Raw genomic sequence first — 22,288 nt, 5'->3', positions numbered from 1 at the left:
CAACCAACTGCTTCGCTGACTATGGGATTGCTGGCTTAATCGGCTTCGGTATCGATGGAAGTACGGCCTTTGGGAATCATCATTTGGTTTAATTGTTTGTTTTTAATCCAGATTACTGCGCGAAAACCCAGCAGCATAAATATCAGGAGCAAATAGAATAAAGGCTCGGCCAGGTTACCTTTAAGCTGCCAGAAATAATGAATCATTGCCGCACCGGCTGCTATGTAAATAAATCGATGCAGTTTTTTCCAGCTTTTGCCCAAGAGTTTTTTGGACGCTTTGGAAGAGGTAATCCCCAGTGAAAAAACAATGATATAGGCAATTAATCCAAACCAGATATACGAGCTTTCGAGAATATCGATACCGATCATTCGCCAGGCAAAAACCTGGTCTACCGTTAAATAAACCAGGACGTGCAGGCTGGCGTAAAAAAAAGCGAATAAACCGAATAGTTGCCGATACTCAGTCATGCCTCGCCATTTTGTGACGGTTTGCACGGGAGTAATGGCTAAGGTTATCCATAGAAATCGCAAGGCCCAATCGCCTAAACGAATATGCAATGCTTGCATTTGATTTGGGCCAAGATTATCGAAGGCAATATCGAACACTATCCAAAGCAGCGGAATAATGGAAACCGCGATGGTTAAAGGCCGCAAATTATTAATTGGCATAATCATTAGAAAAAATGCCTCAAATCCATATCACGATACAGGTGAGCGACCTGTTCGCCGTAACCGTTAAATAATTCGGTTTGCCGACGCGGGGTAAAAAAGCCGCTGCCCAATAGTCGCTCGCTATTTTGGCTCCAACGCGGATGCGGTACGTCCGGATTGACGTTGGCGTAAAAGCCGTATTCGTTGGGGGCAAACTTGTTCCAACTGCTAATGGGCGGTCTTCTCAGCAGTTCTATTTTCACGACGGCCTTGATGCTTTTAAAGCCATATTTCCAGGGCACTACCAAACGCAGCGGCGCGCCGTTTTGCTTGGGTAAAATGTCGCCGTACATACCAACCGCCAGTATGGTCAAGGGATGCATGGCCTCGTCAATACGCAAACCTTCGACATAGGGCCAGTCCAGCATGGCCTTGCCGCGTTGCTTGGGCATGGTGTCCGGTTGTTGAACCGAGGTGAGCTTTACGAACTTGGCGTTTGATAAAGGCTTGGCGGCTTTCAGCAAATCGCCCAGCGCAAAGCCCACCCAGGGCACTACCATGGACCATGCTTCGACGCACCGGAAACGATAGATGTATTCCTGTAAGGTGTGCCTGCTCAGAATATCTTCCAACTGGTAGGTACCGGGTTTTTCCACTTCACCGCCGATCTCCACGGACCAGGGATCTATGCGCAGGCTTTGGGCCAGACTGGCGGGGTCTTCTTTGTTAAAGGCCAATTCGTAGTAGTTATTGTAATTTTTTGCGGCCGCAGCCGGCGTCACCACTAACTCAGGCGCTGAGAACGGGCTTTTGGGTACGGCGCTCCAAAGCGGTTTTGAGTCTTCGGCCCAGCCGGTGCGGATGCTGGTGCCGGTCAGCATCATCGCCGCCATCGCTTTGATGAGGGTGCGGCGTTGCTGAAAAACCAGGGGATCGGTAATTTCACTGCCGGGGATATTTTTTATTGTTTTTATAATCATGGCTAGATTACCGGTAACTTATAGAAGAAGTCCCACTATTTTTTGCCTTTCGGAATCCAGCCCATCAATTGGCGGATTTTACGTTCGGTAATAAATGCCAGAGAAAACAATTGAATAAAATTCTCGGCTTCAATCAAATCCAATCCTATATTGGCGGGTACCAATTCCTTGCGGGTTCCAAACATCCGGTCCCAAATCGCCAGCACTATGCCGTAATTGCTGTCATGTTCCGAACGCAAAGTGGAATGGTGAGTGCGGTGCAGGGAAGGGGTGATAATAATTTGGGATATGGTGGTTTCATTGGGGACGCGAATGTTGCCGTGATGAAAAAAGATGAAAAATAACTCGATAATTTCGATGGAAAGCACTAGATAAGCATCCACGCCGATTACTACCACGAATATACATTTGTAAATTATTTCCAGAAATAAATCGAAAACATGAAACCTAAAACCGGTGGAAACATTAAAGCATTTGTCGCTATGGTGAATTTTATGAAAGCGCCATAAGTACTCGGACCGATGGCTGGCGTAATGCCACAGATAAATGGCCAAATCAAAAAAAGCAAACGCCAGAATCCATTTAAGCGGACCGTTACTCAGGCCGCTTAATAAGCCGTAACTGGCGAATTGTTGCGCTACCAGAAATAAGGATGAGGCTCGGAGCGCGGTTAAGATTAAGTTGTTGACCAAGAAAGCCGTAGTATTGGTGACAAACGACTCTTTATAGGTTTTGGCCGGGAATGGCCGATAAGGTTTGGTTTTTTCTATGACCAGCAATAGCACGAAAGCCAGTATCGCTAATCCGAATAAGGCTTCGTTAAAAAACAGGCTACTGTCGCCTTGGCTATTTGCAGTGGTGTTCATGGAAGTCCCCAATAATGAGCTATTTATCGAACGGTTTTTTAATTTCCTTGAATAGCGTTTAATAAGTTTGTCAATTCCTTTATTTCGTTATTGGCATTTATTTGTTGGGTAATGTCGTATTGCACGCCTAAATAATAAATGACTCTATTTTTCTTATCCAATAGCGGGGTTATTTTCAAATGATTGTGGAATAAAGTGCCGTCTTTTTTATAGTTTCTTAAGGTGACTTCCACTGTTTCGTGGTTTTTCATGGCTTCCACAATTTTAAAACGCGCATCTTGCTCTCTGTCTTCACCTTGTAAAAACCGGCAGTTGTGGCCGATGATCTCGTCATGACTGTATCCGGTTAAACGTTCAAATGCCTTATTGGCATAGATAATCGGCGCGTCTTCAATGTCAGGGTCGGCTAGCGTGACGCCGTTGACGCATTCGTCCAAAATAGCGGAAAGTACTTGCGGAATCAGTCCGCTATCTTTTTCAACAATAAAAGCCATGGTTAAACTCCGGGTTTTATAATAATTATGAGTTTGTAAATGCTAGTTGCATTCTACTAATATTAAATTCCTGATGTTTTCGACGGTGTTTTCCGCACCGTCTTCGATCGCGCAACGAATTAATTTTTCAAAAGGCCGCATAAATACCTCCAACTCCAAGAACTCAAAACGAAACGTCAAGCGGGTAGGTCGGCGATCTTCTTGAATGGCTTCGAGCAGATAGCTGTGCTTGTAAGGTTGGGTCAATCCTTGAAAGATCAGCTTGGATTTGGGTTGATATTCAGTAATTTCAAAAACAGATTCTATTTCGCCGTTGTTGTCGTTACGAATTTGCTTGGCCTTGGCGCCGATGAATACTTTCTTGCCGTCGAGCGGTTCAAAATCAACTACTTCCACAGCCCATTTCGGATAGTTTTCAAAAAAATTTTCACCAACATAATGAAAAACATCGTCAACAGGTTTGTCTATATCGATGCAGGCCTCGCCGGCAATGGGCTTGTGTGAGTCAAACGGAAATTTGATGTGCATTTGATGTTCCCCCCTCGCGGAGCTTTCTGCTCAGCGTTGTTATTATTTTTCTGGACACGTTAAGCCAATAAGAAAACGGTATTTAAATCTGTGCAATTAAATCACCGTCAGTCGCTTCGGCTTTTTAGGTCTAATTCTAGCCCGCTTTCTACCGGAAAATTACCAATCTCTAGTTTTGCTGGTGGCGCATGGCCGCGCAGCCGCCATAAAGCAGGTGCGATAAGCCCGAATAAATAAATAATTGCCGGTAGTTTTCGTCTATTTCAATTTGATTAATCGAGCAGTAAAACTCCAGGGAGCCAATTAATAGCAGCAGAAAAACCCCTAACGCCGCCAATGCTTCCGGGCTGTTGCTTAATTTATAAAAACTGTACGCTGCGATTTGGATTAAGCACAAATAAAACATCATTAACCGCATATTGTTTGCCAATGGACCGTACAAGTCACTGCTATCTTCAAAAAACAGGGTATTGCCGAATATGGTGGCTGCACCGCTGATCAATAATAAAATCACAGCTACATTAAAATTAATCTGCAACAACAATTGCAGGAAATTCATGGTTTTTGTGGTTATCGATTGAGTATGCATATTGCTACCTCTGAAAAAAAGATACCCTCCAGGAGTACAGCGTTTGGAGGGTACATAGAGGAGGACTTTTAGGACGCCAATATTTGTCCTTGATCCAGGTGACCACCAGTTTCTTCGTTTATTGAGTCTTCAATCTCTTCAAACGATTTGGGTTCTTCTACTTCGGGTTCCGGTGGTGCAAGTTTTTTACCTTGTAACAGTTCGTCAATCTGATACTTATCGATGGTTTCCCAATCCATTAAGGCTTGAGCCATGTTGTGCAACACTTCGATGTTTTCTTTCAGAATAGCTTCGGCGCGGTTGTAGTTAGCATCGATCACCGCCCGAACTTCTTCATCAATAGTTTGGGCCATCTTTTCAGACATTGGTTTGGACTGCGGGCCCATATAGCCGCCTTCGCTGTCGCCGTAATCCATCGGGCCTAAACGGTCTGATAATCCCCACTTGGTGACCATGTTTCTAGCTAATTGCGTAGCCCGCATGATGTCGTTGGAAGCGCCGGTGGTGACCTTGTTTTTACCGTAAATCAAGGCTTCCGCTACCCGGCCCCCGAACAAACTGGCGATCTGGCTTTCCAACTTATCCTTGGAGGCACTGTATTGGTCGCGCTCTGGCAGGAACATCGTGATACCCAAAGCTCCGCCGCGCGGCATGATGCTGACTTTGTAGACAGGATCATGTTCAGGCACATTGCGACCGACGATGGCATGGCCGGCTTCGTGATAAGCGGTCATCAACAAGTCTTCCTTGGTCATGACCATGGTGCGTTTTTCCACACCCATGATCATTTTGTCGCGGGCTTTGTCCAAATCGTTCATGGTCACGACACGCTTTTTGTTACGCGCAGCGAACAAAGCGCCTTCGTTGATCAAGTTAGCCAATTCCGCGCCGGAAAAGCCGGGCGTGCCGCGGGCCAAATCGTTGATGTTGACGTCTTCCGCCAAAGGCACTTTGGCACCGTGCACTCTTAAAATTTGCTCTCGGCCTTTGATGTCCGGTAAACCGACTTGAACTTGCCTGTCGAAACGGCCCGGTCTCAACAAAGCCTTGTCAAGTACGTCAGCGCGGTTGGTAGCGGCGATGACGATAATGCCTTCGTTGCCGCTGAAACCGTCCATTTCCACCAGCAGCTGGTTGAGCGTTTGCTCGCGTTCATCATTACCGCCGCCGATACCGCTGCCGCCACGTTGCCGGCCTACTGCATCAATCTCGTCAATGAAGATAATGCAAGGTGCACGTTTTTTGGCTTGTTCGAACATGTCTCTGACCCTGGAAGCACCGACCCCGACGAACATTTCCACGAAATCGGAACCCGAGATGGAGAAGAACGGCACGCCTGCTTCGCCGGCAATCGCTCTGGCTAACAAGGTTTTACCGGTACCCGGAGGGCCCACCATCAGCACGCCGCGCGGAATTTTGCCGCCTAATGCTTCGTATTTGCCCGGATCTTTGAGGAAGTCGACCATTTCCACGACGTCTTCCTTGGCTTCTTCCACGCCGGCCACGTCGGTGAAGCGTACCTTGATCTGGTCTTCAGCCATCAACTTGGCTCGGCTTTTACCGAAACCCATCTGGCCGTCGCGGCCGCCCATCGCTGCCTGCTTACGCATGAAATACACCAGCACCATGATCAGCAGCAGGGTAGGCGCCCAAGAAATGAGGATGTTCATCAAAGTGGAGGGTTGTTGTGGCTTCTCGACTTTGATTTTCACGCCATACTCCAGCAATTCGTCAATCATTCTGGAGTCGTTGGGGTTGTAGGTCGCAAAGCGCGTACCGTTCTGGCGTTGGCCGTCAACGTAGTTGCCGTCTATCACCACTTCCGTAACCACTTTGTTACGCACGTCTTCGATAAAGTCGGAGTACGAAATTTCATAATGCGGATCGTATTGCGGCATGTTGCGGTTCATCACCGCCGACACCACCAACCCTGCTACGATCAGGATGGAGAGAAAAATAAACATTTTTTTCATGATAGCTGTCTCCTAACTTACTTTTCGCTGGAGAAGTATTTGAAAAAGTCGGAGTTTGGTTTTAACACCAAAGTATCCTGAGTTTTTTCAAATGAGGTTTGGTATGCCTGCAAGCTACGGTAGAACGCATAAAACTCGGGGTTTTTACCGTAGCTTTTCGCGTAAATTTCCGCTGATTGCGCATCACCGCGGCCGCGAATGCTTTCCGCATCGCGCTGGGCATTGGCAACTATCACGTGTTTTTGCTTATCGGCTTCCGCGCTGATTTGTTCGGCGCTTTCGGCACCTTGCGAACGGAATTCTCTGGCGACCCGCTCGCGTTCGGCACGCATCCGTTGGTACACCGAGCTGCTGACTTCCGGCGGCAGATCGATGCGTTTAACGCGGATGTCGATCAATTCAATGCCGAACTTTTCGGCGGCCGGCGCTAATTTAGCCAGTAAGGTTTGCCTTAGTTCGTTTCGGTCTTCGGAGATCAATTGCTTGATGGTCCGCACGCCGAACTCGCTACGCATGGCGTCTTTCATGATTTGGTCCAGGCGCAGATTGGCTTGAAACTCGTCGCCGCCGACCGTGGTGTAAAAGAGACCCACATCACCGATTCGCCATTTGACGAATGAGTCAACAATAACGTTCTTCTTCTCGGAGGTAAGAAAACGCTCGGATTTGGCATCCAAGGTCAGCACACGCGCATCAAATGTACTGACGTTATTGATGATGGGGGTCTTGAAATGTAGCCCGGGAGTGTAGTCGGACGTGACCATTTCCCCGAGGCGAAACAGAATGGCTTTTTCGTTTTCTTTGACGTAAAAAACCGACATATAGGCCAGTACACACAGGGTCAAACCGGCCGGAATTAAAACTTGGGTGGTTTTGCTGCTCATGGTTTGCTCCTGCTAGGACGTAATTCGTTGCCGGTTGATTTGCGAACGCCGTTTTTGTCGCCGTTGTGCGGTTCTGCGCTAACTTCCGGTTCCGTATGGCTGGCCGCGGGCTGCGCATGTTGAGTAATGGTTTGCGGCAAGGGCATATACATCATCGGGCTGGATTGGTCTTCGTTCAGCATGATTTTATTGGTGCTGCTGTACAGCTTTTCTTTGGCTTCCAGGTACAAACGCTTGCGGGTGATGGCGGGGCTTTTTTCGTATTCCACCAGCAATTGATCGAACCGTTCGGTTTCACCTTTGGCTTTGGCGACTTTCTCGGCTTCGTAAGCTTCCGCTTCCTGAATAATCCGTGATGCCGCGCCGCGTGCTTTAGGAATTACTTCGTTGCTGTAGGCTTCGGCTTCGTTTATCAAGCGTTGTTTATCTTCCCTGGCCCGAATCGCGTCTTCAAAGGCGCCTTGCACTTCTTCGGGTGGTTGTGCATCCTGCAAGTTGACACTGGCGATGCTGATGCCGGCTTTGTAAGCATCCATCGCTTCCTGGATTTGTTCTTTGATCTCGGCGACGATCTGGCTACGGCCTTCGGTTAACACGAAGTCCATATTGTTGCGGCCAATCACCGCCCGCTCCACGCTTTCAGTCAGTTGTTTCAACGTGTTTTCGTTGTTTTTGACATTGAACAAGTAGTCTCGGGCGTTATTGATTTGATACTGCACAGCCAGACGCACGGTAATGATGTTTTCGTCCGCGGTCAGCATTAGCGATTCCTGTGGAATCACAGATGATTTGTTCACCCGGCTGGCGTCGGTGTAGCCCACTTCGATAAACCGTTGCTGCTCTACGTTGACATTGGCGACGCTTTCGATGGGCGCGGGAATATGCCAGTGTGGGCCGGGTAGGGTGGTTTCCGTGTAAGCGCCAAAGCGGCTTACCACGCCTCGATTGCCTTGGTCCACGATGTAAACGCCGCTGGCCAGCCAGACGACGGTCAACGTGCCACCCACGGCGGCGGCGATGTTGGTTAACGAAAACATACTCTTATGATCGTTGAAGAAGTCGCCCGCTTTGGTAGAGACGTGCTTCCACTGCTTATCCAATTCCAACTTCCAGTCGGACTGCGGCGTTTGCTTACTGGTGTTTTGTTTTTCTGATGACATAATCACTCCTCTTGTAGTGTTAGCCTGACCTGGGTCAATGATTGTTATTGTTAGCCGTCCTTGGGTTCGAGAAATAGCATAAGGTCAAAGCCAAATTGTTGTTTCAGTTTTTTTAAAGCTTCATTTTGAATTTGCCTAACTCTCTCCCGAGTAACATGCAGCTGATCCGCTACTGCCTGCAAGGTCATTTCCGTGTGATCGCGCAGACCGAAACGCATGGTTAAAATCGCCGCCTGTTTTTCAGGTAACGAAGCAACTGCTTTGTCGACATATTGAGCCAGATCCTGATCAATTAGTTCATCGAGTGGCAGACTGAATTGATGCTGCTGCATTTTTGCCATCAATTCCAGGTTATCGTCATCATCTCCTATAGACGCATCCAAAGAATGCGTGGCTTGATAGTAGCTGCTGATGGTTTTAATCTCTTGCTCGGATAAATCGCAAGCCAGTTTTAATTCTGCGATGCTCGGCCAGCGCTCATATCTAAGGTAGCAACTACGCATAGCTTCGAATACGGTGGCGGCTTTTTCGGCCAAAGCCACCGGAAGTCGCACAATTTTTTCTTGTTTGACAATCAGACGGGATATGGCCTGTCTGATCCAATAAATGGCGTAAGTGGAAAAGCAGATGCCGCGATCCGGATCGAATCTGTCTACTGCTTTAATGAGCCCGACCAGGCCTTCCTGCATCAAATCTTCAAAGCTCAGGTTACTGGTTTTGTACTTGTGCGCCACGAACGCCACCAAGCCGGTGTTGGCGGAGATCATTTCCTGGCGCAAGCTTCTTAATTCCCGTTTGGCTTTGCCCAAGCGTTTTTTGAAATCTGCGCCGTCTTCGGTGTCCGTGGTCAATATGCTCTCTGCTTGCGCCGCACTGTCCAACAAAAATACCGGTAACAAGTGCAGGCTGTACAACAAGCGATTGACCGAACGGGCGATCAGGGATTGCTGGGCAAACTCCGAACCCATAAGTTGTACAACATTCTCGGCTTGTACAACTTTGCCCTGTCCGTTATTCTCACCCCAGGCAAGCTGATGGGATCTGTTGGCTGTCTCGGTATTGACCAGTAATTGCAGTAGCCTTTTATAGTCTTCCGAGTTCTTGGCTAAGATCAGATCCGAGGAGTCCACTCCCGAATCAAGATCATGCAAGAACCTGTTAATTATCAAAGCGTTGGTTTGCTTGTTCTCAAGCAATAACGCTAACAGATTCTGCCTGGCCTGTTCAACTTGAACGGCAAGTGAGTTGGGTTGGGATTCTGTTATCGAATCCATCTCGCTATCAATTGGCAATGCGGCTAAGTTGGACATAATCAATTCACTTGGTTATTTAAGTTGTTGGCAAATAACTTACTAGAATGTAGAATGTTTGTCAAAGTATTTTCTATACAAAAGTTGAACAATGTACTCAATTAAAGCGATTACCTCCTTAACCGGATTAACAGCGGAAACACTAAGAGCCTGGGAACGTCGCTACGCCTGCATCATGCCGGCGCGGAACAGCACGGGGCGGCGTTTCTATTCGCAACAGGATTTGGAAAAATTGACGCTATTGGTCAATCTGACCCGAAAGGGCCATCCCATCGGTAAGCTGGCGACCCTGGACAACCAGCAACTACAAGACTTCCAGAAGCAAGTCAGCGTACAACCGGCGAAAGAACAGTCGCCTTTGTTAGCGCAGATCATCGACTCGTTGAAACAATACAGAATCGAACGCTGCGAACAGTTGTTGAAGAAGGCTCTGATTGCCGCCGAGCCCTTGGACTACGCCAGAGACATTTTGTTGCCTGCCTTGCAAACAGTGGGCGAACTTTGGCATGACGGAAAGTTGAACATCGCCCAGGAACACATGTTTTCCAGCTGTATCAAGCGGATTGTGTTGAGCATGGTGAACAATTTGCACCACCACTCGAAAAACAATCCGGGCATGCTGTTCGCCACGCCGAGCGGCGATCCGCACGAGTTTGGCATATTGGTGAGCTGCCTGATTGCCGCCAACCAGGGATACAACTGTTACTACTTGGGTGCCGATCTGCCAGCCAAAGATATTATCGAGGCTTGTCAGCATTTGAAGCCGGACGTCATAGTCATGGGCTTGGTCAAGACTCCGCCGGAGCAAGTGACCCTTGACGAATTACAGCTGATCATAGATTCGGTCAGCAGTGAGCCCACCCAAGTATGGTTGGGCGGCAGCGGCGCTTATTTTTATTACACGCAATTGCAAAATGATTTAAGCCACTGCGAGTTGATTACCGATATTGATCATTTCAACGCCAAGGCCCAGCAACAGCAGTTGTCCAACTGAATGATGGGTTAAACTCAGGCAGCGGACTCGCGAGGCTGCTTACCGAGCTTGGCTTGGGCCTTAATCTCTGAGTCCTTCGGCTGCGCTAAGGAGAGCCTTGTCGAAAGACATGCCAGATCAGGCGTCGACAGACTCAGCCCCAATGGTGTACCCGTGTTAAACAAGGCCGAATTAATAGCTGAAGGACTTTGCGCTTCCGGCATATACCGGAATGACAAATTTTCACCTGTCCTCCATAATCAAGCCACGGCAAGTTTGCCCAAATTTCCTGTCAGTTGCTTTCGCCAATTAAAATCATGAACGAGATTACTTACGACATCGATAGTTTACTGATCGCCTGTGTGTTGCTGTTATCCATGGCGCTCACTATCGAACTGGGTTATCGCTTGGGTTTAAAAATTAACCCTAAGGTGGATGATAATTTCAAAGCCCATGTCAATTCGATCTCCGGGTCTTTACTTGGCATTCTGGCATTGCTGCTGGGGTTTACCTTCTCCTTGTCCTTACAGCGCTACGATAGTCGCAGCGAGGCGGTGGTTGACGAAGCCAATGCTATCGGTACGGCTTATTTGCGCGCGCAATTATTGCCGAAGTCGGTCAGTGCAGAAGTCAGCAGCTTAATACGCAACTACCTGGATTTGCGGGTAAGAACCGGCACTGTCGATCTCACTCAGCGTGGGCAGAGGGAAGCGCTGATCGCGGAGGCCGGACGCATGCAAGCGAAGCTTTGGGATTACGCCCGGCAAGCGAATGAGCAGGCACCCAATCCGGTGACCACCGGTTTGTTTATCCCCGCCTTAAACGATTTGATCGATAATTTTGGCAAACGCGATGCCGAGGTGAAGCGGCATGTACCCGAGTTGGTGCTGGCCCTGTTGTACATCACCTTTGTCATGAGCGGAGCATTGGTGGGTTATACCAACGGTCTGGCCGGACATCGCACATCGTTCGTCACTTACATCATGGTCTGGTTGATTGTGGTCATGGTGTTCATTATTCTGGATTTGGACCGGCCGTATCGGGGCGTAATCCGGGTGAGTCAGCAGAGCATGATCGATTTACAGACTGCTATTCGCGATGATGGCGTTGCCGAGAGTCCGCGTTAGCATTTTTAGCAGCCGGAGCGTTTCGTCATGATGAACCTAGTCTGATCCTCATTGCCATTGTTGCTCTGATTGTTCTGGCATTGACCAGCAGACAGCCGGATACTTTCCAGGTTTCCCGGTCCATCAGTATGGTCGCGTCGCCGGCAATCGTTTTTAACCACAAAGACTTGCACGTCTAGTTGCCCTGGGCCAATAAGGCCGCATCCGCAATAGCGCGCTAATCTTGAGTTTTTGTCCACGAACTCTGCAAATAAAGCGACTCAACCTTTTGCCTCGCCCACGGCGTTTTACGCAAAAACTTCAGACTGGAGCTAATACTGGGGTCTTTGGCAAAGCAGTTGATGTCGATGCGGCTGGCCAATTCCGCCCAGCCATATTTTTCTACCAAACGGGTCAGCAGCGTTTCCAGCGTGATGCCATGCAACGGATCTTGCTTGCCGGGTTTAGTCATCGGCAGCTTCGCCAGCGTTGGTTTCGGCCTTCTTCACGCGAATCCGGTTGCCGTCCATTTCCAGACCATTCAGGGTTTTGATGGCGGCCTTGGCTTCGCCGGCTTTGGGCATCTCTACAAATCCAAAGCCTTTCGAGCTGTGGGTGTCTTTGTCCATCACCAGCGAACAGGACTGCACGCTGCCGTGTGCCGCGAACATGGCCCGCAATTCGGCTTCGGTGGTGGTGCGGGGAAGATTGCGTATCAGTAATTTCATGGGTTTACTTGTTTATGCTAAAGGCCCGCAACTATACAACTTATCGGATTTGGCTTTTTGCTAAATACGCCCTGTGCGGCAATTGCTTGAGGTTTTGTCGTTTACGCGACAATCAATCGCTTAGTCAACGCGCGGCGATAGGGCTTATTTGTGCGCAAACCCGACAATTCGCCGAGTTTGGCGGGCTAAATGGTGGCCGATTAGCGTGGTGCGATTATTGCTGCAAAGTGGTTTTCCATTTCCGGATCTTTACTATGCGCTACGAACCCTACCAAGAAGAATATGATGCGGCTCAATCCATGAGCGACGAAGATCTGTTGGAATATTTTATGTATCGCATCGTCGAAATGGACGAAGTCTGGGGCTTGAAGGAAAGCCGGCAATGGATCTTGCGGGTGGTGGACGGCCACGAAACCTTGCCGGTCTGGCCGTACCGGCGTTACGCCGACGAGGCGGCGGTCGGCGAATGGGAAAACATGATAGGCGTGGCGGAAACGCTGGATTTTTTCATGTACCAAATCTTGAACAAGCTGACCGCACAGGGCGTATTAGTAGAAATCATGCCCCGAAAAGCGGCGGCCGGCTGTCTGATCAGTCCGCAACGCTTGTTTAATTTTCTGGAAGGTATGCGCGATTCGCGCGACTTTGTGCTGGACGATTAACGCCGTAATCCAGAGCCTGACCGAGCTTGCGGCACGTGGGAGCAACGATATTGCGGCCGCGCTAATTAGTCACCAGCAAAACCCGCGTTGGCGTTCAGTAAAGTATCGATCCCTTTAAAAATGTTAGAGTAAACACCTGCTAATCGGTCTTTAGAGGTGTTATGCACTATTGGGATTTCTCCGGCGCTAGGTATTCGGCGGCTTGGCTATTGCTGGCTAGCTTGGTGTCCAGCGGGACCCAGGCCGATGTTTATCGTTTGTCGATCTCGGAAAAATCGATCAATCTAATCGGCGAAACCCAGCAGGCCGTGCTGGCGGACGCTGCCTTGCCGGCGCCCACCTTGCATTGGCGGGAAGGCGAGGACGTGACCTTAGAGGTTACTAATCTACTCAAAGAATCCACTTCAATACACTGGCACGGCATCATTCTGCCTTACCAAATGGACGGCGTGCCGGGCATCAGTTTCGACGGTATTGAGCCGGGCCAGACTTTTACATATCAATTTAAGGTCAAGCAAAACGGTACCTACTGGTATCACGGCCATTCGGGTATGCAGGAGCAACTGGGCTTGTTCGGCGCGCTGATCATCGCCCCACAACAGGAGCAGCAAACGGTAGATCGCGATTATGTGGTCATGCTGTCCGACTGGCCGCGTGCCGATCCGCAACGGACCATGGCCCGCTTAAAAAAGCAAAGCGACTATTACAATTTTCAGCAGCGCACAGTGGGCGATTTCTTCGTCGATATTCAGCGCTTGGGTTTTTGGGAGACCGTTAGTGATCGGCTGGCCTGGGGTGAAATGCGTATGGAGCCTACCGATCTGGCCGACGTGACCGGCGCCAATTACCGGTTTTTGATCAATGGCCAAACCGCGGAAGCGAAACCGCACTATCTGTTCAAGCCTGGCGAAACAGTGCGTTTGCGCTTTATCAATGCTTCGGCAATGACCCATTTTGATGTGCGTTTGCCGGGTCTGAAAATGACGGTGATTGCCGCCGACGGGCAACCCGTCGAGCCGGTTGATGTGGAGGAGTTTCGGATAGCGGTCGCGGAAACCTACGATGTGTTGGTGGAGCCGCAAACCGAACAGGCTTACAGTATTTTTGCCGAGGCGATGGATCGTAGCGGTTATGCCAGCGCGACGCTGACGCCACGCGCGGATCTACATGCTGAACTGCCCAAAATGCGACCCATGACTTTGTTGACCTTGGCGGACATGGGTGGCGAGCATGCCGGCCACTCTGCTCATGAAGTGCCGGATGAACCAGCGGTCGCTGCGGAAGTTGCGCACTCGCACGCAGAGCACTCGCTTACACAAGATTCCACCATGATGGAGCACAGCGGCCATCAGCATGCCACTGCCGAGGCGCAGTCAAATCTACATGCCGGCCACGTCATGCCAGTGGCTGATGCCAGCGATACCGCCAAACCGTTGAGCTATAGCCAGTTAATCGCCGCGCAACCCAACCATGCGCTAATGGGGCCGCCGGATCGGGAAATCAAACTCAGGCTAACCGGCAATATGCAGCGCTATATCTGGTCGTTCGACGACACCAAGTTTGCGGATGCGGAGCCGATTCGGGTCAAATTCGGCGAGCGGATTCGCTTTACCTATGTCAACGAAACCATGATGAACCATCCCATCCATATCCACGGCCTGTGGCAGTACCTGGACAATGGGAATGGCATGTACAACCCGAAAAAACATGTGATCAACGTCAAGCCCGGTCAGACGGTGAGCGTCGATGTGCCGGCAGATGCGGAAGGCGAGTGGGCCTTTCACTGTCATCTGCTGTATCACATGGATACCGGCATGTTTCGTAAATTGATCGTGGAAAGGGCTGAGCATGAACATCGTTAAAGCCCTGTTCAGTGCTCGCAATGCCTGGCTTTGCTTGGCCTTATTCTGTTCCGTTGCTACTGCGCACGATAGCTCGATGATTTTTAATCATTTCAAGGCCGACAGATTGGAATACGAAGGTAATCAAGACTTGCATCTGTTCAAATGGGACGTGCAAAACTGGACCGGCACCGACGAAAATAAACTGTGGTTGAAATCAGAAGGCGATTATTCCGCCGATCAAAACATCTTTGGCCGCGCCGACTTGCAAGTGCTGTATAGCCGAAATATTGATACGTTTTGGGACTTTCAAATCGGTGCGCGGCGGGCGATAGAACCGGAGCGCACGTTTGATGCGGTGATCGGCTTTCAAGGGCTGGCGCCGTATTTTATCGAAGTGGACAGTGCGATGTTCATTAACGAGAAAGGCAACGTGCTGGGGCGATTGACGCTGGGTTACGAAATGCTCTTGACCCAACGCCTGATTCTGCAACCGCGGGTGGAAGTGAATGTAGCGGCCGAAGATATAAAAAATCGCGGCGTTAAAGCTGGCATTACCGAGTTTGAAGCCGGCTTTCGCTTGCGTTACGAGATCGCACGCGAATTTGCGCCTTATGTGGGTATGGACTATGTCGAGGAAGAATCACTCCGCGAGCACCAACACAGTCTACGAGGTGTCGTCGGGGTGCGGGTGTGGTATTGAGGCATTGCGGATCTGCGTAGATTCGGAAAATAATACCCAATTTTCAAGCCTGCAGGGATAGGTAAAATGTCGGCATTGCCAGGAGAAGTTTTGAAACAATCTTTTTACGATTTAAATTATGCTGATTTAGAAGCCGTTATAAAGCAGAATGATTTAAATCAATCGGTAGCAGGTATTCTATTTAATTGGCATTATAAGAAAAAAGAAAGCATGCAATGCCGAGATAATATTTCAAAATCCTCATTGGCTTTTTTTGAAAAACATTTCGATTTTTCCTTGCCGGAAATCGATACCGTGCAAGAGTCGTCAAAAGATCGAACAGTAAAATTTCTGTTTAAGCTCAAGGACCAGCACAAAGTCGAAACTGTCCTTATTCCGTTTAACAACAAATATTCTATTTGTCTGTCCTCGCAGGTTGGCTGCGCCATGAATTGCTCTTTTTGTTTTACCGGAGAACAAGGGCTTAAGCGGAATTTGACTACCAGTGAAATGGTTGGACAATTTCTGCAGGCTTGGCGTTGGTTGGCAAGCAACAGGCCAGGAGAAGAGCGGATTTTAAATATTGTTTTTATGGGGCAAGGCGAACCTTTACATAACTTTGACGCCGTTAAAAAAGCCTGTGAAATTTTTTTATCGCAACGTGGTACGTCAATTGGCGTGCAAAAGATTACGATTTCAACGGCCGGTTATATTCCCGGACTGAAAAGATGGCTCCAGGAAGTGCCCGGCGTGAACTTGGCCTTATCGCTGCATTCACCGTTCACTGAAAAAAGGAATGAACTTATTCCGATTAATAAAAAATATCCGCTCGCTGAAGTATTAAATTATATTGACGCCATACCTTTGCAAAAGAAACAATTTATTACTTATGAGTATATCCTGATAAAAGGTTTAAACGATACTGCGGATGATGCTAAAAAATTGGGCGCGTTACTGCAAGGCAAAAGGGCTTATATAAATTTAATTCCATTTAATGCTTTCCCTGGCTCACGTTACGAGAGTCCTGATCTGATTGAAGTCGAAAATTTTAAGGCAATTTTAGATACCTTTAGAATCCCGACCTTAATAAGAGGCACTAAAGGTGATGATGTATTAGCGGCATGCGGACAACTCAATTCTAAAAATTAAAAACTCCTCCCTTCAATATTCCGGCAGGATGACAATATGACAGCTGTACGGACCAGCCACACACATCCGCTGCAGATCGCAGAACTACGTGCGAGTCCTGCGCATGGACGGATCGGCATTACTTTCTGCCCCGGCAAGCACGATCACTTTGCTTACACGGGGGCCTGGGAGCGCGACCTCGGTATCGATTTGGATGCCATCGCTGCCTGGGGGGCAAAACTGGTGTTGACACTCGTTGAACCCGCAGAGCTTAAAGCCCTCAAGGTGCCGCAGCTCGGGCATGAAATTCGCCGACGCGGCATCGAATGGCGCCATTTGCCGATTGCCGATTTTTCCGTGCCTACTCTGGCTTTCGAACAGCAGTGGGTCACGCAAGGGCATGAGATCCGAGAGATTTTGCGTAGCGGCCAAGATGTGCTGGTACATTGCAAAGGCGGCTTGGGTCGGGCGGGCATGATCGCGGCGCGGCTGTTGGTGGAACTGGGCATGGACGCCGAAGAAGCGATCAATGCCGTTCGGCACGTGCGTAAGGGGGCCATCGAAACACCGGCACAACTGGCGCTGGTGCGTCGCACTAAACCCATCTCTTAAGCCGGCGCATAACGATGTGTGCCGATACTGCGACTATTGATACCACCACCCTGCAACGGATAGGCGGGCAATTGGGTAGCAATCCAGCAGGCATTTTTCAGGACGGTAACGGCCGACGCTACTACGTGAAAACACTGGAATCTGCGGCGCATGCGCGCAATGAGCTGATCGCAGCCGAGCTCTATCAACTGGCTGGAGCGCCCACTTTGACCTATGTGAGAACAATTGCGGCGGACCAGGTGGCGACAGAATGGGTCGAACTCACCAAAAAATGCGTCGCCCATCTGAACGACAGCGAACGCAAACAGGCTCGGTACTGGTTCGGTGTGCACGCCTGGACCGCCAACTGGGACGCTGCCGGCTACAATGGCGATAACCAAGGTGTTGCCGGTGGCAAAGTGCTGACATTGGATGTGGGCGGCGCACTGGCCTTTCGGGCTCAGGGCGATCCGAAAGGCAAAGCATTCGGTACCCGCGTCGACGAACTGGAGCTGTTGCGCCGCGATACCGATAACCCGCACGCCGTCAAACTCTTTTCCGAGATGAGTGCTGACGACATCAAACAGGCCATAAACGTGGTGTTACGGATTCCGGACGAGAAAATCCGCCAAGTCATTCTTGACAGTGGCGGTACCCTGGCATTGGCTGACAAAATGATTGCACGCAAAGCCAATATGGCTGGGCGCTAGTCTGTTTGTGCGGCAGCGCTAATGGATTGGTTACGAGCGGCAAAAACCCGCCGGTCGCGGTCAACATCCAATTTCATTAGCTAAGACAACTATACCCACGTTATCAAATTAACTGCAGTCACTGGGGATTTTGTGCCAGCAAATCCCCGGCAATATCGCCCAACTTCTTCAACGCCTTTTCTACCCTGTCGTTCCAAGGCACGGCGCAACTCAAGCGAATGAAATTGCCGTATTTCTTTTGCGTGGCCGAGAATAAGGGGCCGGGAGCGATGATGATATTTTCCTGGCTGGCCCGGCGGTGCAGTGCCATGGCATCGACGCCGGCCGGCAGTTCCACCCACAAGGCAAAGCCGCCTTCGGGCTGGGTTACTCGCGTGCCTTCCGGGAATAACAGGCTGACCGCGTTCACCGCCAACGCCACGTTGCGGGCATAGTCCTGGCGCACATGCCGCAGGTAGCGGTCGTAACCGCCTTGTTCCAGCATCTGCGCGACGATCAACTGATTCAAGGTCGGCACGGCCTGATGCTGCATGTATTTCAGGTTTTCCACCCTCGCCATATAGCGGCCCGGCACCAGCCAGCCCACGCGCAAGCCTGGCGACAGGGTCTTGGCAAAGGAGTTGCAATACAACACCTGGCCGTTTCGGCTCCAGGCTTTGCAAACCGAAGGTCGGCGCAAGCCAAAGCCCAGGTCGCCGTAGACGTCGTCCTCGACCAATGGAATCTGATGTTTTTCCAGCAGAGCCACCAAGGCTTGCTTGCGCTGGTCGCTCATACAGGAACCGAGCGGATTGTTGTAATTGGAGACAAGCAAACAGGCTTTGATCGGCCATTGCTCGATGGCCATTTGCAGCGCATCCAGCGACAAACCGTCGCGCGGATGCGTAGGAATCTCCAGCGCTTCCATGCCGCAGGATTCGATGACTTGCAATAAGCCGTAAAAGGTCGGCGATTCGATGGCGATCAAATCACCGGGTTCGCAAATAGCCATTAACGCCAGCCTGACCGCTTCGCGCGCGCCGTGGGTCACCACAATGTCGTCCGGGCTGTCGGCGCATTGCAATTCCACCATGCGCTTAGCGATTTGCCGGCGCAGTTCCTGACTACCCAGCAATTCGTCGGCGTCGAAACAGCGTTTGCCAAAGCTGCGCGCCACCTTGCCGGTCGCTTGTTGCAGCGCATGCGTGGGCAAGAAATCGGCATGCGGCACCGACGAACCCAGGTTGATCTGATATGGGTCCTTGGCGGCGCGGAGGATTTGCCGGGTCAGCGACTGACCGGTGACCTTGGCGGGCGTGACCGGCGCATCGGAAATGTCCGGCTCCACAATCGCCTGTCGGCGAAAGCCGCTGACATAGTAACCGGAACGCAGGCGCGCCTGAATCCTGCCGCTGTCTTCCAACATCCGATAGGCTTCCAGTGCGGTTGAGATGCTGACATGCAATTGCTGACTCAACTTCCTGACGCCGGGCAGTTTTTCGCCCGGCTTGTAAACACCCTGTTCGATATGCGCAATCACCGTGTCCGCGACGGTTTCGTACAAGTGTTTCATGTTTTTATCCAGGTTAAGCCATGCATTTGCACTGAGCATCCACTCGTTTTAGTTCGATCAATAAGCCGCATTATAAAGCCAACCCTGCGCTTGCCTTGCCGCACTGACGGCCAATGATTAAAGCTCAGCCACTGTCTTAACCGCCGATTTACGCTGAATCACATCCGCCAAATACTCGGCATCGTCGGCAATCCCCAGGAACCGTCCGGAACCCCAAGTATGCAACCAGGGCAAACCGATAAAATACAGACCGTCCACGTTGCTAACGCCGCGATCGTATTGCGGGAAGCCGCGGCCATCGAATGCCGGCAGTTCTATCCAACGGTAGTTCGGTCTAAAACCAATGGCCCAGATGATGCTGGTGATATTTTCGGCATCGGCGTCGATGCGGGTAGGATCGAACTCGGGTTCCCAGACTTTGCGGAACGGCGGTTCTACCGGAGCATCGATATTATTCTCGGCGATGTAACGGTCGATGTCATTGCGGATGTTGACGTAGATGTCGTCGGCATCGTCCAGGTTTTTGGTCAAATCGGGTAAAAACTCCAATTGGCTGCCGTCGATATTGGCCATGCTGCCATAAAGTTTCACGCCTTCCAAGGCAAACTGGCGCAAGTCGATTTCGTGACCACCGCCGCGTCCGGTCAAATAATGATTGGTTTTATGCTTGGCTTCGTCTCCCAGGGGATGGCGGTCGATGGTCAATTGATAAAAGCCCAGGTCAAACAACCATTCGGTGGTTTCGCGGCCGCGATACATGCGCGGCGAACGCGGGGCGCTACCGACGGCAAGATGTACCTTGCGGCCGGCCAGATGCAAGTCTTCCATTAACTGCACGCCGGATTGGCCGGTGCCGACCACCAGCACGTCACCTTCCGGCAATTGCTCTGGATTGCGGTAATTGACCGAATGAATCTGGGTGATGTGTTTGGGCAGGCTATGGGCATAGTCGGGCACGATAGGAATATCGTAGCCGCCGGTTGCTACCACGACATGGTCGGCGGAAAACTCGCCGGCCGAAGTGCTGACATGCAGCTTGCCTTGCTCGCCACGCCAGACCCGATTCACCGCGACACCTTCCATGATGGGTGGATTGACTTTTTCGGCGAATGCTTCGATATAGTCGACGATTTCATCTTTCAGCATAAAGCCCTGCGGATCGTCGCCTTGATAGGGAAAGTCCGGCAGTTGGCATTGCCAGTTTGGGGTGACCAAACAAAAACTGTCCCAGCGGTCGTTGCGCCAGGAGTGGCCGATGCGGTGTTTTTCGAAGATGATGTGGTCGATGCCGTGTTTTTGCAGGTTGTAACTCACGGACAAACCGGCCTGGCCGCCGCCCACGATAATCGTGTCATAGTGCAGGCGGGTGTTTTCTGATTTTTCTTTCATGGCGTCCTCGTCTATTTGAGTGGGGTGTGTTGGCTTATTCGATGAATTCGGTCACGCTGACCATGGGGTTGTCGCTATCCAAAAATTGGCTGGCCTTGGCTTCGATTTCCGCCAGTTGGCTCATCGCGCTGGAGCAGCTGTAACCGTATTTCTGCCGCACCCGCTCGCTGGCTATTTCCAAGGCTTCGCGGCTGTGCTTGACGAATTCCGGCAAGGGATAAGTCTGTCCGACTTGGAAATAATCCTTAATCACCAGTGACGGCGAATAACACAGGCTTTCGGTTTGGTCCGGCCAGCGGACGCGGAAGCGCATTTCAGGCATGTTGAGTTCCTTTGGCAATGAGTGAACGGTAAATGTCAAGATGGGTATTGGCCGACTGCGCCCAGGAAAATTCCTCGCTTAAACGCTTAGCAATTGTTGGCAGGCTATCCGTGGGGAAATCATCGACGGCTGTCAGCATCGCGTTTGCGATCGCTGCGCTGTCTTCAGGGTCGGTCCAGATGCAGTCCTGATGTTGCAAATAATCGGTAAATGGCGGCCGTAGCGAAATGATCGCCGGCGTGCCGGAGATAATGGCTTCCAGCACCACCAGGCCAAAGCCTTCAGTCAATGATGGAAACAACAGTGCGTCAGCCAGACGAAACAAACTCGGCATGTCGGCATCGGGCAATGGGCCGGTGATGATCAATGGTTGGCCGTGCCCCTCCTGAATACCGCTCTCGGAAACAGCGTCATTGAATCGCTGGCGATACTCATCATGATTCAACAAGCTGGCGCCGCCGACGATGATCAACTGGGCATTGGGGCGCTGCTGCAAAACCTCACGGAATGCCGCAAAGATACGCAAGGTGTTTTTACGCGCCTCGATGCCGCCGACCGCCAGAAAGATCGGCCCGCCCCGCGACAAACCCAGCGATTGGCGCAGGGTTTCATCATGGGCTTGCGGCCCGGGCGAATAGCGCCGGGTATCGACGCCGTTATTGACTGGGGTGGCGGCAATCCGATGCTGCTTTTGCAACTTGTCCTGCCAATCTCGGCTGACACATAAGACTTGTTGTGCCGCCACAAACGAGCGATTTTGCCAATTCGCCAATGAAGCGTCGTCGAAACTATCCAGATGATGCACGGTGCGGATAAAGCCATCGATGATGCCGCGTTGGCCAAGTTCGGCCATCGCGCAACCGCTGATGGCATCCTGGGCGTGGTAAATATCAAATCTGTCGGTAGCGGGTTGGCTGAAGTAATCGATATACGCCTGAATACGCTGGCCCACAGTGGCGACCAGATCGCCGATCAATCCGGCTAGCGGTATAAGGGTTGTCTGGCAGCGTACGGCGCGAAAGAATTTTTTGCCGGGTTCCGCCGCGGCGATCAAGGTCACATCGTGCCCTATATCCTGCAAGGCCTCCGCCAGTTGCATGGCATGTACCACGCCGCCGCGCGGGTTAACGGAATGGGTCAGCATGGCAATTCGTAGTCTTGGCATGG

Annotated in this window: 24 protein-coding genes; 8 read left to right on the top strand and 16 right to left on the bottom strand. The window is 50.7% G+C overall.

Going from position 1 to position 22,288, the window contains the following annotated elements; all coding sequences use genetic code 11:
* Positions 1-35: 35 nt before the first annotated feature.
* From ACMXD4_RS14900 to ACMXD4_RS14855, 10 genes are all read right to left on the bottom strand, one after another.
* Positions 36-671 carry a sulfite oxidase heme-binding subunit YedZ gene (locus tag ACMXD4_RS14900; RefSeq protein WP_415878613.1) on the bottom strand — a complete coding sequence of 212 codons (636 nt, stop codon included), beginning with the start codon at positions 669-671 and terminating at the stop codon, positions 36-38.
* A 5-nt stretch (positions 672-676) separates the two neighbouring features.
* A complete protein-coding gene (msrP, locus tag ACMXD4_RS14895; RefSeq protein WP_415878612.1) occupies positions 677-1,633 on the bottom strand; it encodes a protein-methionine-sulfoxide reductase catalytic subunit MsrP in 957 nt (318 codons plus the stop codon).
* 35 nt (positions 1,634-1,668) lie between these two features.
* A complete protein-coding gene (locus ACMXD4_RS14890; protein ID WP_415878611.1) occupies positions 1,669-2,499 on the bottom strand; it encodes a sterol desaturase family protein in 831 nt (276 codons plus the stop codon).
* A 38-nt stretch (positions 2,500-2,537) separates the two neighbouring features.
* Positions 2,538-2,993: a PAS domain-containing protein gene (locus ACMXD4_RS14885; protein ID WP_101051876.1), complete on the bottom strand. Its 456-nt coding sequence runs from the start codon at positions 2,991-2,993 to the stop codon at positions 2,538-2,540.
* A 42-nt stretch (positions 2,994-3,035) separates the two neighbouring features.
* Positions 3,036-3,521 carry an SRPBCC family protein gene (locus tag ACMXD4_RS14880; protein ID WP_415878610.1) on the bottom strand — a complete coding sequence of 162 codons (486 nt, stop codon included), beginning with the start codon at positions 3,519-3,521 and terminating at the stop codon, positions 3,036-3,038.
* 169 nt (positions 3,522-3,690) lie between these two features.
* Entirely contained in the window at positions 3,691-4,110 is a 420-nt protein-coding gene (locus tag ACMXD4_RS14875) for a hypothetical protein (RefSeq protein ID WP_240617960.1), read from the bottom strand.
* A gap of 68 nt (positions 4,111-4,178) precedes the next feature.
* On the bottom strand, positions 4,179-6,083 hold the full coding sequence (gene ftsH, locus ACMXD4_RS14870) for an ATP-dependent zinc metalloprotease FtsH (protein ID WP_033156701.1): 1,905 nt from the start codon (positions 6,081-6,083) through the stop codon (positions 4,179-4,181).
* A 17-nt stretch (positions 6,084-6,100) separates the two neighbouring features.
* Positions 6,101-6,967, bottom strand: a complete 867-nt coding sequence (gene hflC, locus ACMXD4_RS14865) for a protease modulator HflC (RefSeq protein ID WP_033156700.1) — start codon at positions 6,965-6,967, stop codon at positions 6,101-6,103.
* Complete coding sequence (hflK, locus tag ACMXD4_RS14860) at positions 6,964-8,127, bottom strand: FtsH protease activity modulator HflK (protein WP_415878609.1); 1,164 nt, start codon at positions 8,125-8,127, stop codon at positions 6,964-6,966. Before hflK ends, hflC begins: the two co-directional genes overlap by 4 nt.
* Positions 8,128-8,177: 50 nt before the next feature.
* The gene (locus tag ACMXD4_RS14855) at positions 8,178-9,437 is read right to left on the bottom strand and encodes an RNA polymerase sigma factor RpoD/SigA (protein WP_171694859.1); all 1,260 of its coding nucleotides are present in this window, start codon (positions 9,435-9,437) and stop codon (positions 8,178-8,180) included.
* A gap of 91 nt (positions 9,438-9,528) precedes the next feature.
* On the opposite strand from ACMXD4_RS14855, the gene ACMXD4_RS14850 reads away from it, so the two are divergent.
* Both ACMXD4_RS14850 and ACMXD4_RS14845 read left to right on the top strand, forming a co-directional pair.
* The gene (locus ACMXD4_RS14850; RefSeq protein ID WP_101051880.1) at positions 9,529-10,431 is read left to right on the top strand and encodes a MerR family transcriptional regulator; all 903 of its coding nucleotides are present in this window, start codon (positions 9,529-9,531) and stop codon (positions 10,429-10,431) included.
* A 296-nt stretch (positions 10,432-10,727) separates the two neighbouring features.
* Entirely contained in the window at positions 10,728-11,537 is an 810-nt protein-coding gene (locus tag ACMXD4_RS14845) for a hypothetical protein (protein ID WP_415878608.1), read from the top strand.
* Positions 11,538-11,754: 217 nt separating this feature from the next.
* On the opposite strand, the gene ACMXD4_RS14840 is transcribed toward ACMXD4_RS14845, so the two are convergent.
* Both ACMXD4_RS14840 and ACMXD4_RS14835 read right to left on the bottom strand, forming a co-directional pair.
* Entirely contained in the window at positions 11,755-11,988 is a 234-nt protein-coding gene (locus tag ACMXD4_RS14840) for a VF530 family DNA-binding protein (RefSeq protein WP_171694861.1), read from the bottom strand.
* On the bottom strand, positions 11,981-12,244 hold the full coding sequence (locus ACMXD4_RS14835; RefSeq protein ID WP_033156691.1) for an RNA recognition motif domain-containing protein: 264 nt from the start codon (positions 12,242-12,244) through the stop codon (positions 11,981-11,983). The genes ACMXD4_RS14840 and ACMXD4_RS14835 overlap by 8 nt, the downstream gene beginning before the upstream one ends.
* A 254-nt stretch (positions 12,245-12,498) precedes the next feature.
* Here ACMXD4_RS14835 and ACMXD4_RS14830 point away from each other — a divergent pair, with 254 nt between their 5' ends.
* From ACMXD4_RS14830 to ACMXD4_RS14805, 6 genes are all read left to right on the top strand, one after another.
* The gene (locus ACMXD4_RS14830) at positions 12,499-12,906 is read left to right on the top strand and encodes a DUF2750 domain-containing protein (protein WP_225587397.1); all 408 of its coding nucleotides are present in this window, start codon (positions 12,499-12,501) and stop codon (positions 12,904-12,906) included.
* Positions 12,907-13,067: 161 nt separating this feature from the next.
* Positions 13,068-14,768, top strand: coding sequence for a copper resistance system multicopper oxidase (locus ACMXD4_RS14825; protein ID WP_319961415.1), 1,701 nt, complete (start codon positions 13,068-13,070; stop codon positions 14,766-14,768).
* Entirely contained in the window at positions 14,755-15,450 is a 696-nt protein-coding gene (locus tag ACMXD4_RS14820; RefSeq protein ID WP_253734398.1) for a copper resistance protein B, read from the top strand. The genes ACMXD4_RS14825 and ACMXD4_RS14820 overlap by 14 nt, the downstream gene beginning before the upstream one ends.
* Before the next feature lie 66 nt (positions 15,451-15,516).
* Positions 15,517-16,578, top strand: coding sequence for a 23S rRNA (adenine(2503)-C(2))-methyltransferase RlmN (gene rlmN / locus ACMXD4_RS14815; RefSeq protein ID WP_319961414.1), 1,062 nt, complete (start codon positions 15,517-15,519; stop codon positions 16,576-16,578).
* A 36-nt stretch (positions 16,579-16,614) separates the two neighbouring features.
* Entirely contained in the window at positions 16,615-17,169 is a 555-nt protein-coding gene (locus tag ACMXD4_RS14810) for a cyclin-dependent kinase inhibitor 3 family protein (protein WP_171694863.1), read from the top strand.
* Between the two features lie 14 nt (positions 17,170-17,183).
* On the top strand, positions 17,184-17,858 hold the full coding sequence (locus tag ACMXD4_RS14805; RefSeq protein ID WP_171694864.1) for a hypothetical protein: 675 nt from the start codon (positions 17,184-17,186) through the stop codon (positions 17,856-17,858).
* A 118-nt stretch (positions 17,859-17,976) separates the two neighbouring features.
* Here ACMXD4_RS14805 and ACMXD4_RS14800 read toward each other — a convergent pair whose 3' ends face one another.
* The 4 genes from ACMXD4_RS14800 to ACMXD4_RS14785 form a co-directional block, all read right to left on the bottom strand.
* Positions 17,977-19,410, bottom strand: a complete 1,434-nt coding sequence (locus ACMXD4_RS14800) for a PLP-dependent aminotransferase family protein (RefSeq protein ID WP_415878607.1) — start codon at positions 19,408-19,410, stop codon at positions 17,977-17,979.
* 117 nt (positions 19,411-19,527) lie between these two features.
* On the bottom strand, positions 19,528-20,799 hold the full coding sequence (locus tag ACMXD4_RS14795; RefSeq protein WP_415878606.1) for an MSMEG_0569 family flavin-dependent oxidoreductase: 1,272 nt from the start codon (positions 20,797-20,799) through the stop codon (positions 19,528-19,530).
* 34 nt (positions 20,800-20,833) lie between these two features.
* Complete coding sequence (locus ACMXD4_RS14790; protein ID WP_415878605.1) at positions 20,834-21,121, bottom strand: MSMEG_0570 family nitrogen starvation response protein; 288 nt, start codon at positions 21,119-21,121, stop codon at positions 20,834-20,836.
* Positions 21,114-22,286, bottom strand: coding sequence for an MSMEG_0565 family glycosyltransferase (locus tag ACMXD4_RS14785; RefSeq protein ID WP_415878604.1), 1,173 nt, complete (start codon positions 22,284-22,286; stop codon positions 21,114-21,116). Before ACMXD4_RS14785 ends, ACMXD4_RS14790 begins: the two co-directional genes overlap by 8 nt.
* Positions 22,287-22,288: the final 2 nt, after the last annotated feature.

The organism is Methylomonas sp. TEB (assembly GCF_047777895.1).
Classification (GTDB): domain Bacteria; phylum Pseudomonadota; class Gammaproteobacteria; order Methylococcales; family Methylomonadaceae; genus Methylomonas.
This window is presented reverse-complemented; position numbering and strand designations above follow the sequence as displayed.

What these genes read in the sequence shown, in the direction of transcription:
- ACMXD4_RS14900 (WP_415878613.1), bottom strand. Translation starts at nt 671, where the DNA reads ATGCCAATTAATAATTTGCGGCCTTTAACCATCGCGGTTTCCATTATT.
- msrP (WP_415878612.1), bottom strand. Translation starts at nt 1,633, where the DNA reads ATGATTATAAAAACAATAAAAAATATCCCCGGCAGTGAAATTACCGAT.
- ACMXD4_RS14890 (WP_415878611.1), bottom strand. Translation starts at nt 2,499, where the DNA reads ATGAACACCACTGCAAATAGCCAAGGCGACAGTAGCCTGTTTTTTAAC.
- ACMXD4_RS14885 (WP_101051876.1), bottom strand. Translation starts at nt 2,993, where the DNA reads ATGGCTTTTATTGTTGAAAAAGATAGCGGACTGATTCCGCAAGTACTT.
- ACMXD4_RS14880 (WP_415878610.1), bottom strand. Translation starts at nt 3,521, where the DNA reads ATGCACATCAAATTTCCGTTTGACTCACACAAGCCCATTGCCGGCGAG.
- ACMXD4_RS14875 (WP_240617960.1), bottom strand. Translation starts at nt 4,110, where the DNA reads ATGCATACTCAATCGATAACCACAAAAACCATGAATTTCCTGCAATTG.
- ftsH (WP_033156701.1), bottom strand. Translation starts at nt 6,083, where the DNA reads ATGAAAAAAATGTTTATTTTTCTCTCCATCCTGATCGTAGCAGGGTTG.
- hflC (WP_033156700.1), bottom strand. Translation starts at nt 6,967, where the DNA reads ATGAGCAGCAAAACCACCCAAGTTTTAATTCCGGCCGGTTTGACCCTG.
- hflK (WP_415878609.1), bottom strand. Translation starts at nt 8,127, where the DNA reads ATGTCATCAGAAAAACAAAACACCAGTAAGCAAACGCCGCAGTCCGAC.
- ACMXD4_RS14855 (WP_171694859.1), bottom strand. Translation starts at nt 9,437, where the DNA reads ATGTCCAACTTAGCCGCATTGCCAATTGATAGCGAGATGGATTCGATA.
- ACMXD4_RS14850 (WP_101051880.1), top strand. Translation starts at nt 9,529, where the DNA reads ATGTACTCAATTAAAGCGATTACCTCCTTAACCGGATTAACAGCGGAA.
- ACMXD4_RS14845 (WP_415878608.1), top strand. Translation starts at nt 10,728, where the DNA reads ATGAACGAGATTACTTACGACATCGATAGTTTACTGATCGCCTGTGTG.
- ACMXD4_RS14840 (WP_171694861.1), bottom strand. Translation starts at nt 11,988, where the DNA reads ATGACTAAACCCGGCAAGCAAGATCCGTTGCATGGCATCACGCTGGAA.
- ACMXD4_RS14835 (WP_033156691.1), bottom strand. Translation starts at nt 12,244, where the DNA reads ATGAAATTACTGATACGCAATCTTCCCCGCACCACCACCGAAGCCGAA.
- ACMXD4_RS14830 (WP_225587397.1), top strand. Translation starts at nt 12,499, where the DNA reads ATGCGCTACGAACCCTACCAAGAAGAATATGATGCGGCTCAATCCATG.
- ACMXD4_RS14825 (WP_319961415.1), top strand. Translation starts at nt 13,068, where the DNA reads ATGCACTATTGGGATTTCTCCGGCGCTAGGTATTCGGCGGCTTGGCTA.
- ACMXD4_RS14820 (WP_253734398.1), top strand. Translation starts at nt 14,755, where the DNA reads ATGAACATCGTTAAAGCCCTGTTCAGTGCTCGCAATGCCTGGCTTTGC.
- rlmN (WP_319961414.1), top strand. Translation starts at nt 15,517, where the DNA reads ATGTCGGCATTGCCAGGAGAAGTTTTGAAACAATCTTTTTACGATTTA.
- ACMXD4_RS14810 (WP_171694863.1), top strand. Translation starts at nt 16,615, where the DNA reads ATGACAGCTGTACGGACCAGCCACACACATCCGCTGCAGATCGCAGAA.
- ACMXD4_RS14805 (WP_171694864.1), top strand. Translation starts at nt 17,184, where the DNA reads ATGTGTGCCGATACTGCGACTATTGATACCACCACCCTGCAACGGATA.
- ACMXD4_RS14800 (WP_415878607.1), bottom strand. Translation starts at nt 19,410, where the DNA reads ATGAAACACTTGTACGAAACCGTCGCGGACACGGTGATTGCGCATATC.
- ACMXD4_RS14795 (WP_415878606.1), bottom strand. Translation starts at nt 20,799, where the DNA reads ATGAAAGAAAAATCAGAAAACACCCGCCTGCACTATGACACGATTATC.
- ACMXD4_RS14790 (WP_415878605.1), bottom strand. Translation starts at nt 21,121, where the DNA reads ATGCCTGAAATGCGCTTCCGCGTCCGCTGGCCGGACCAAACCGAAAGC.
- ACMXD4_RS14785 (WP_415878604.1), bottom strand. Translation starts at nt 22,286, where the DNA reads ATGCCAAGACTACGAATTGCCATGCTGACCCATTCCGTTAACCCGCGC.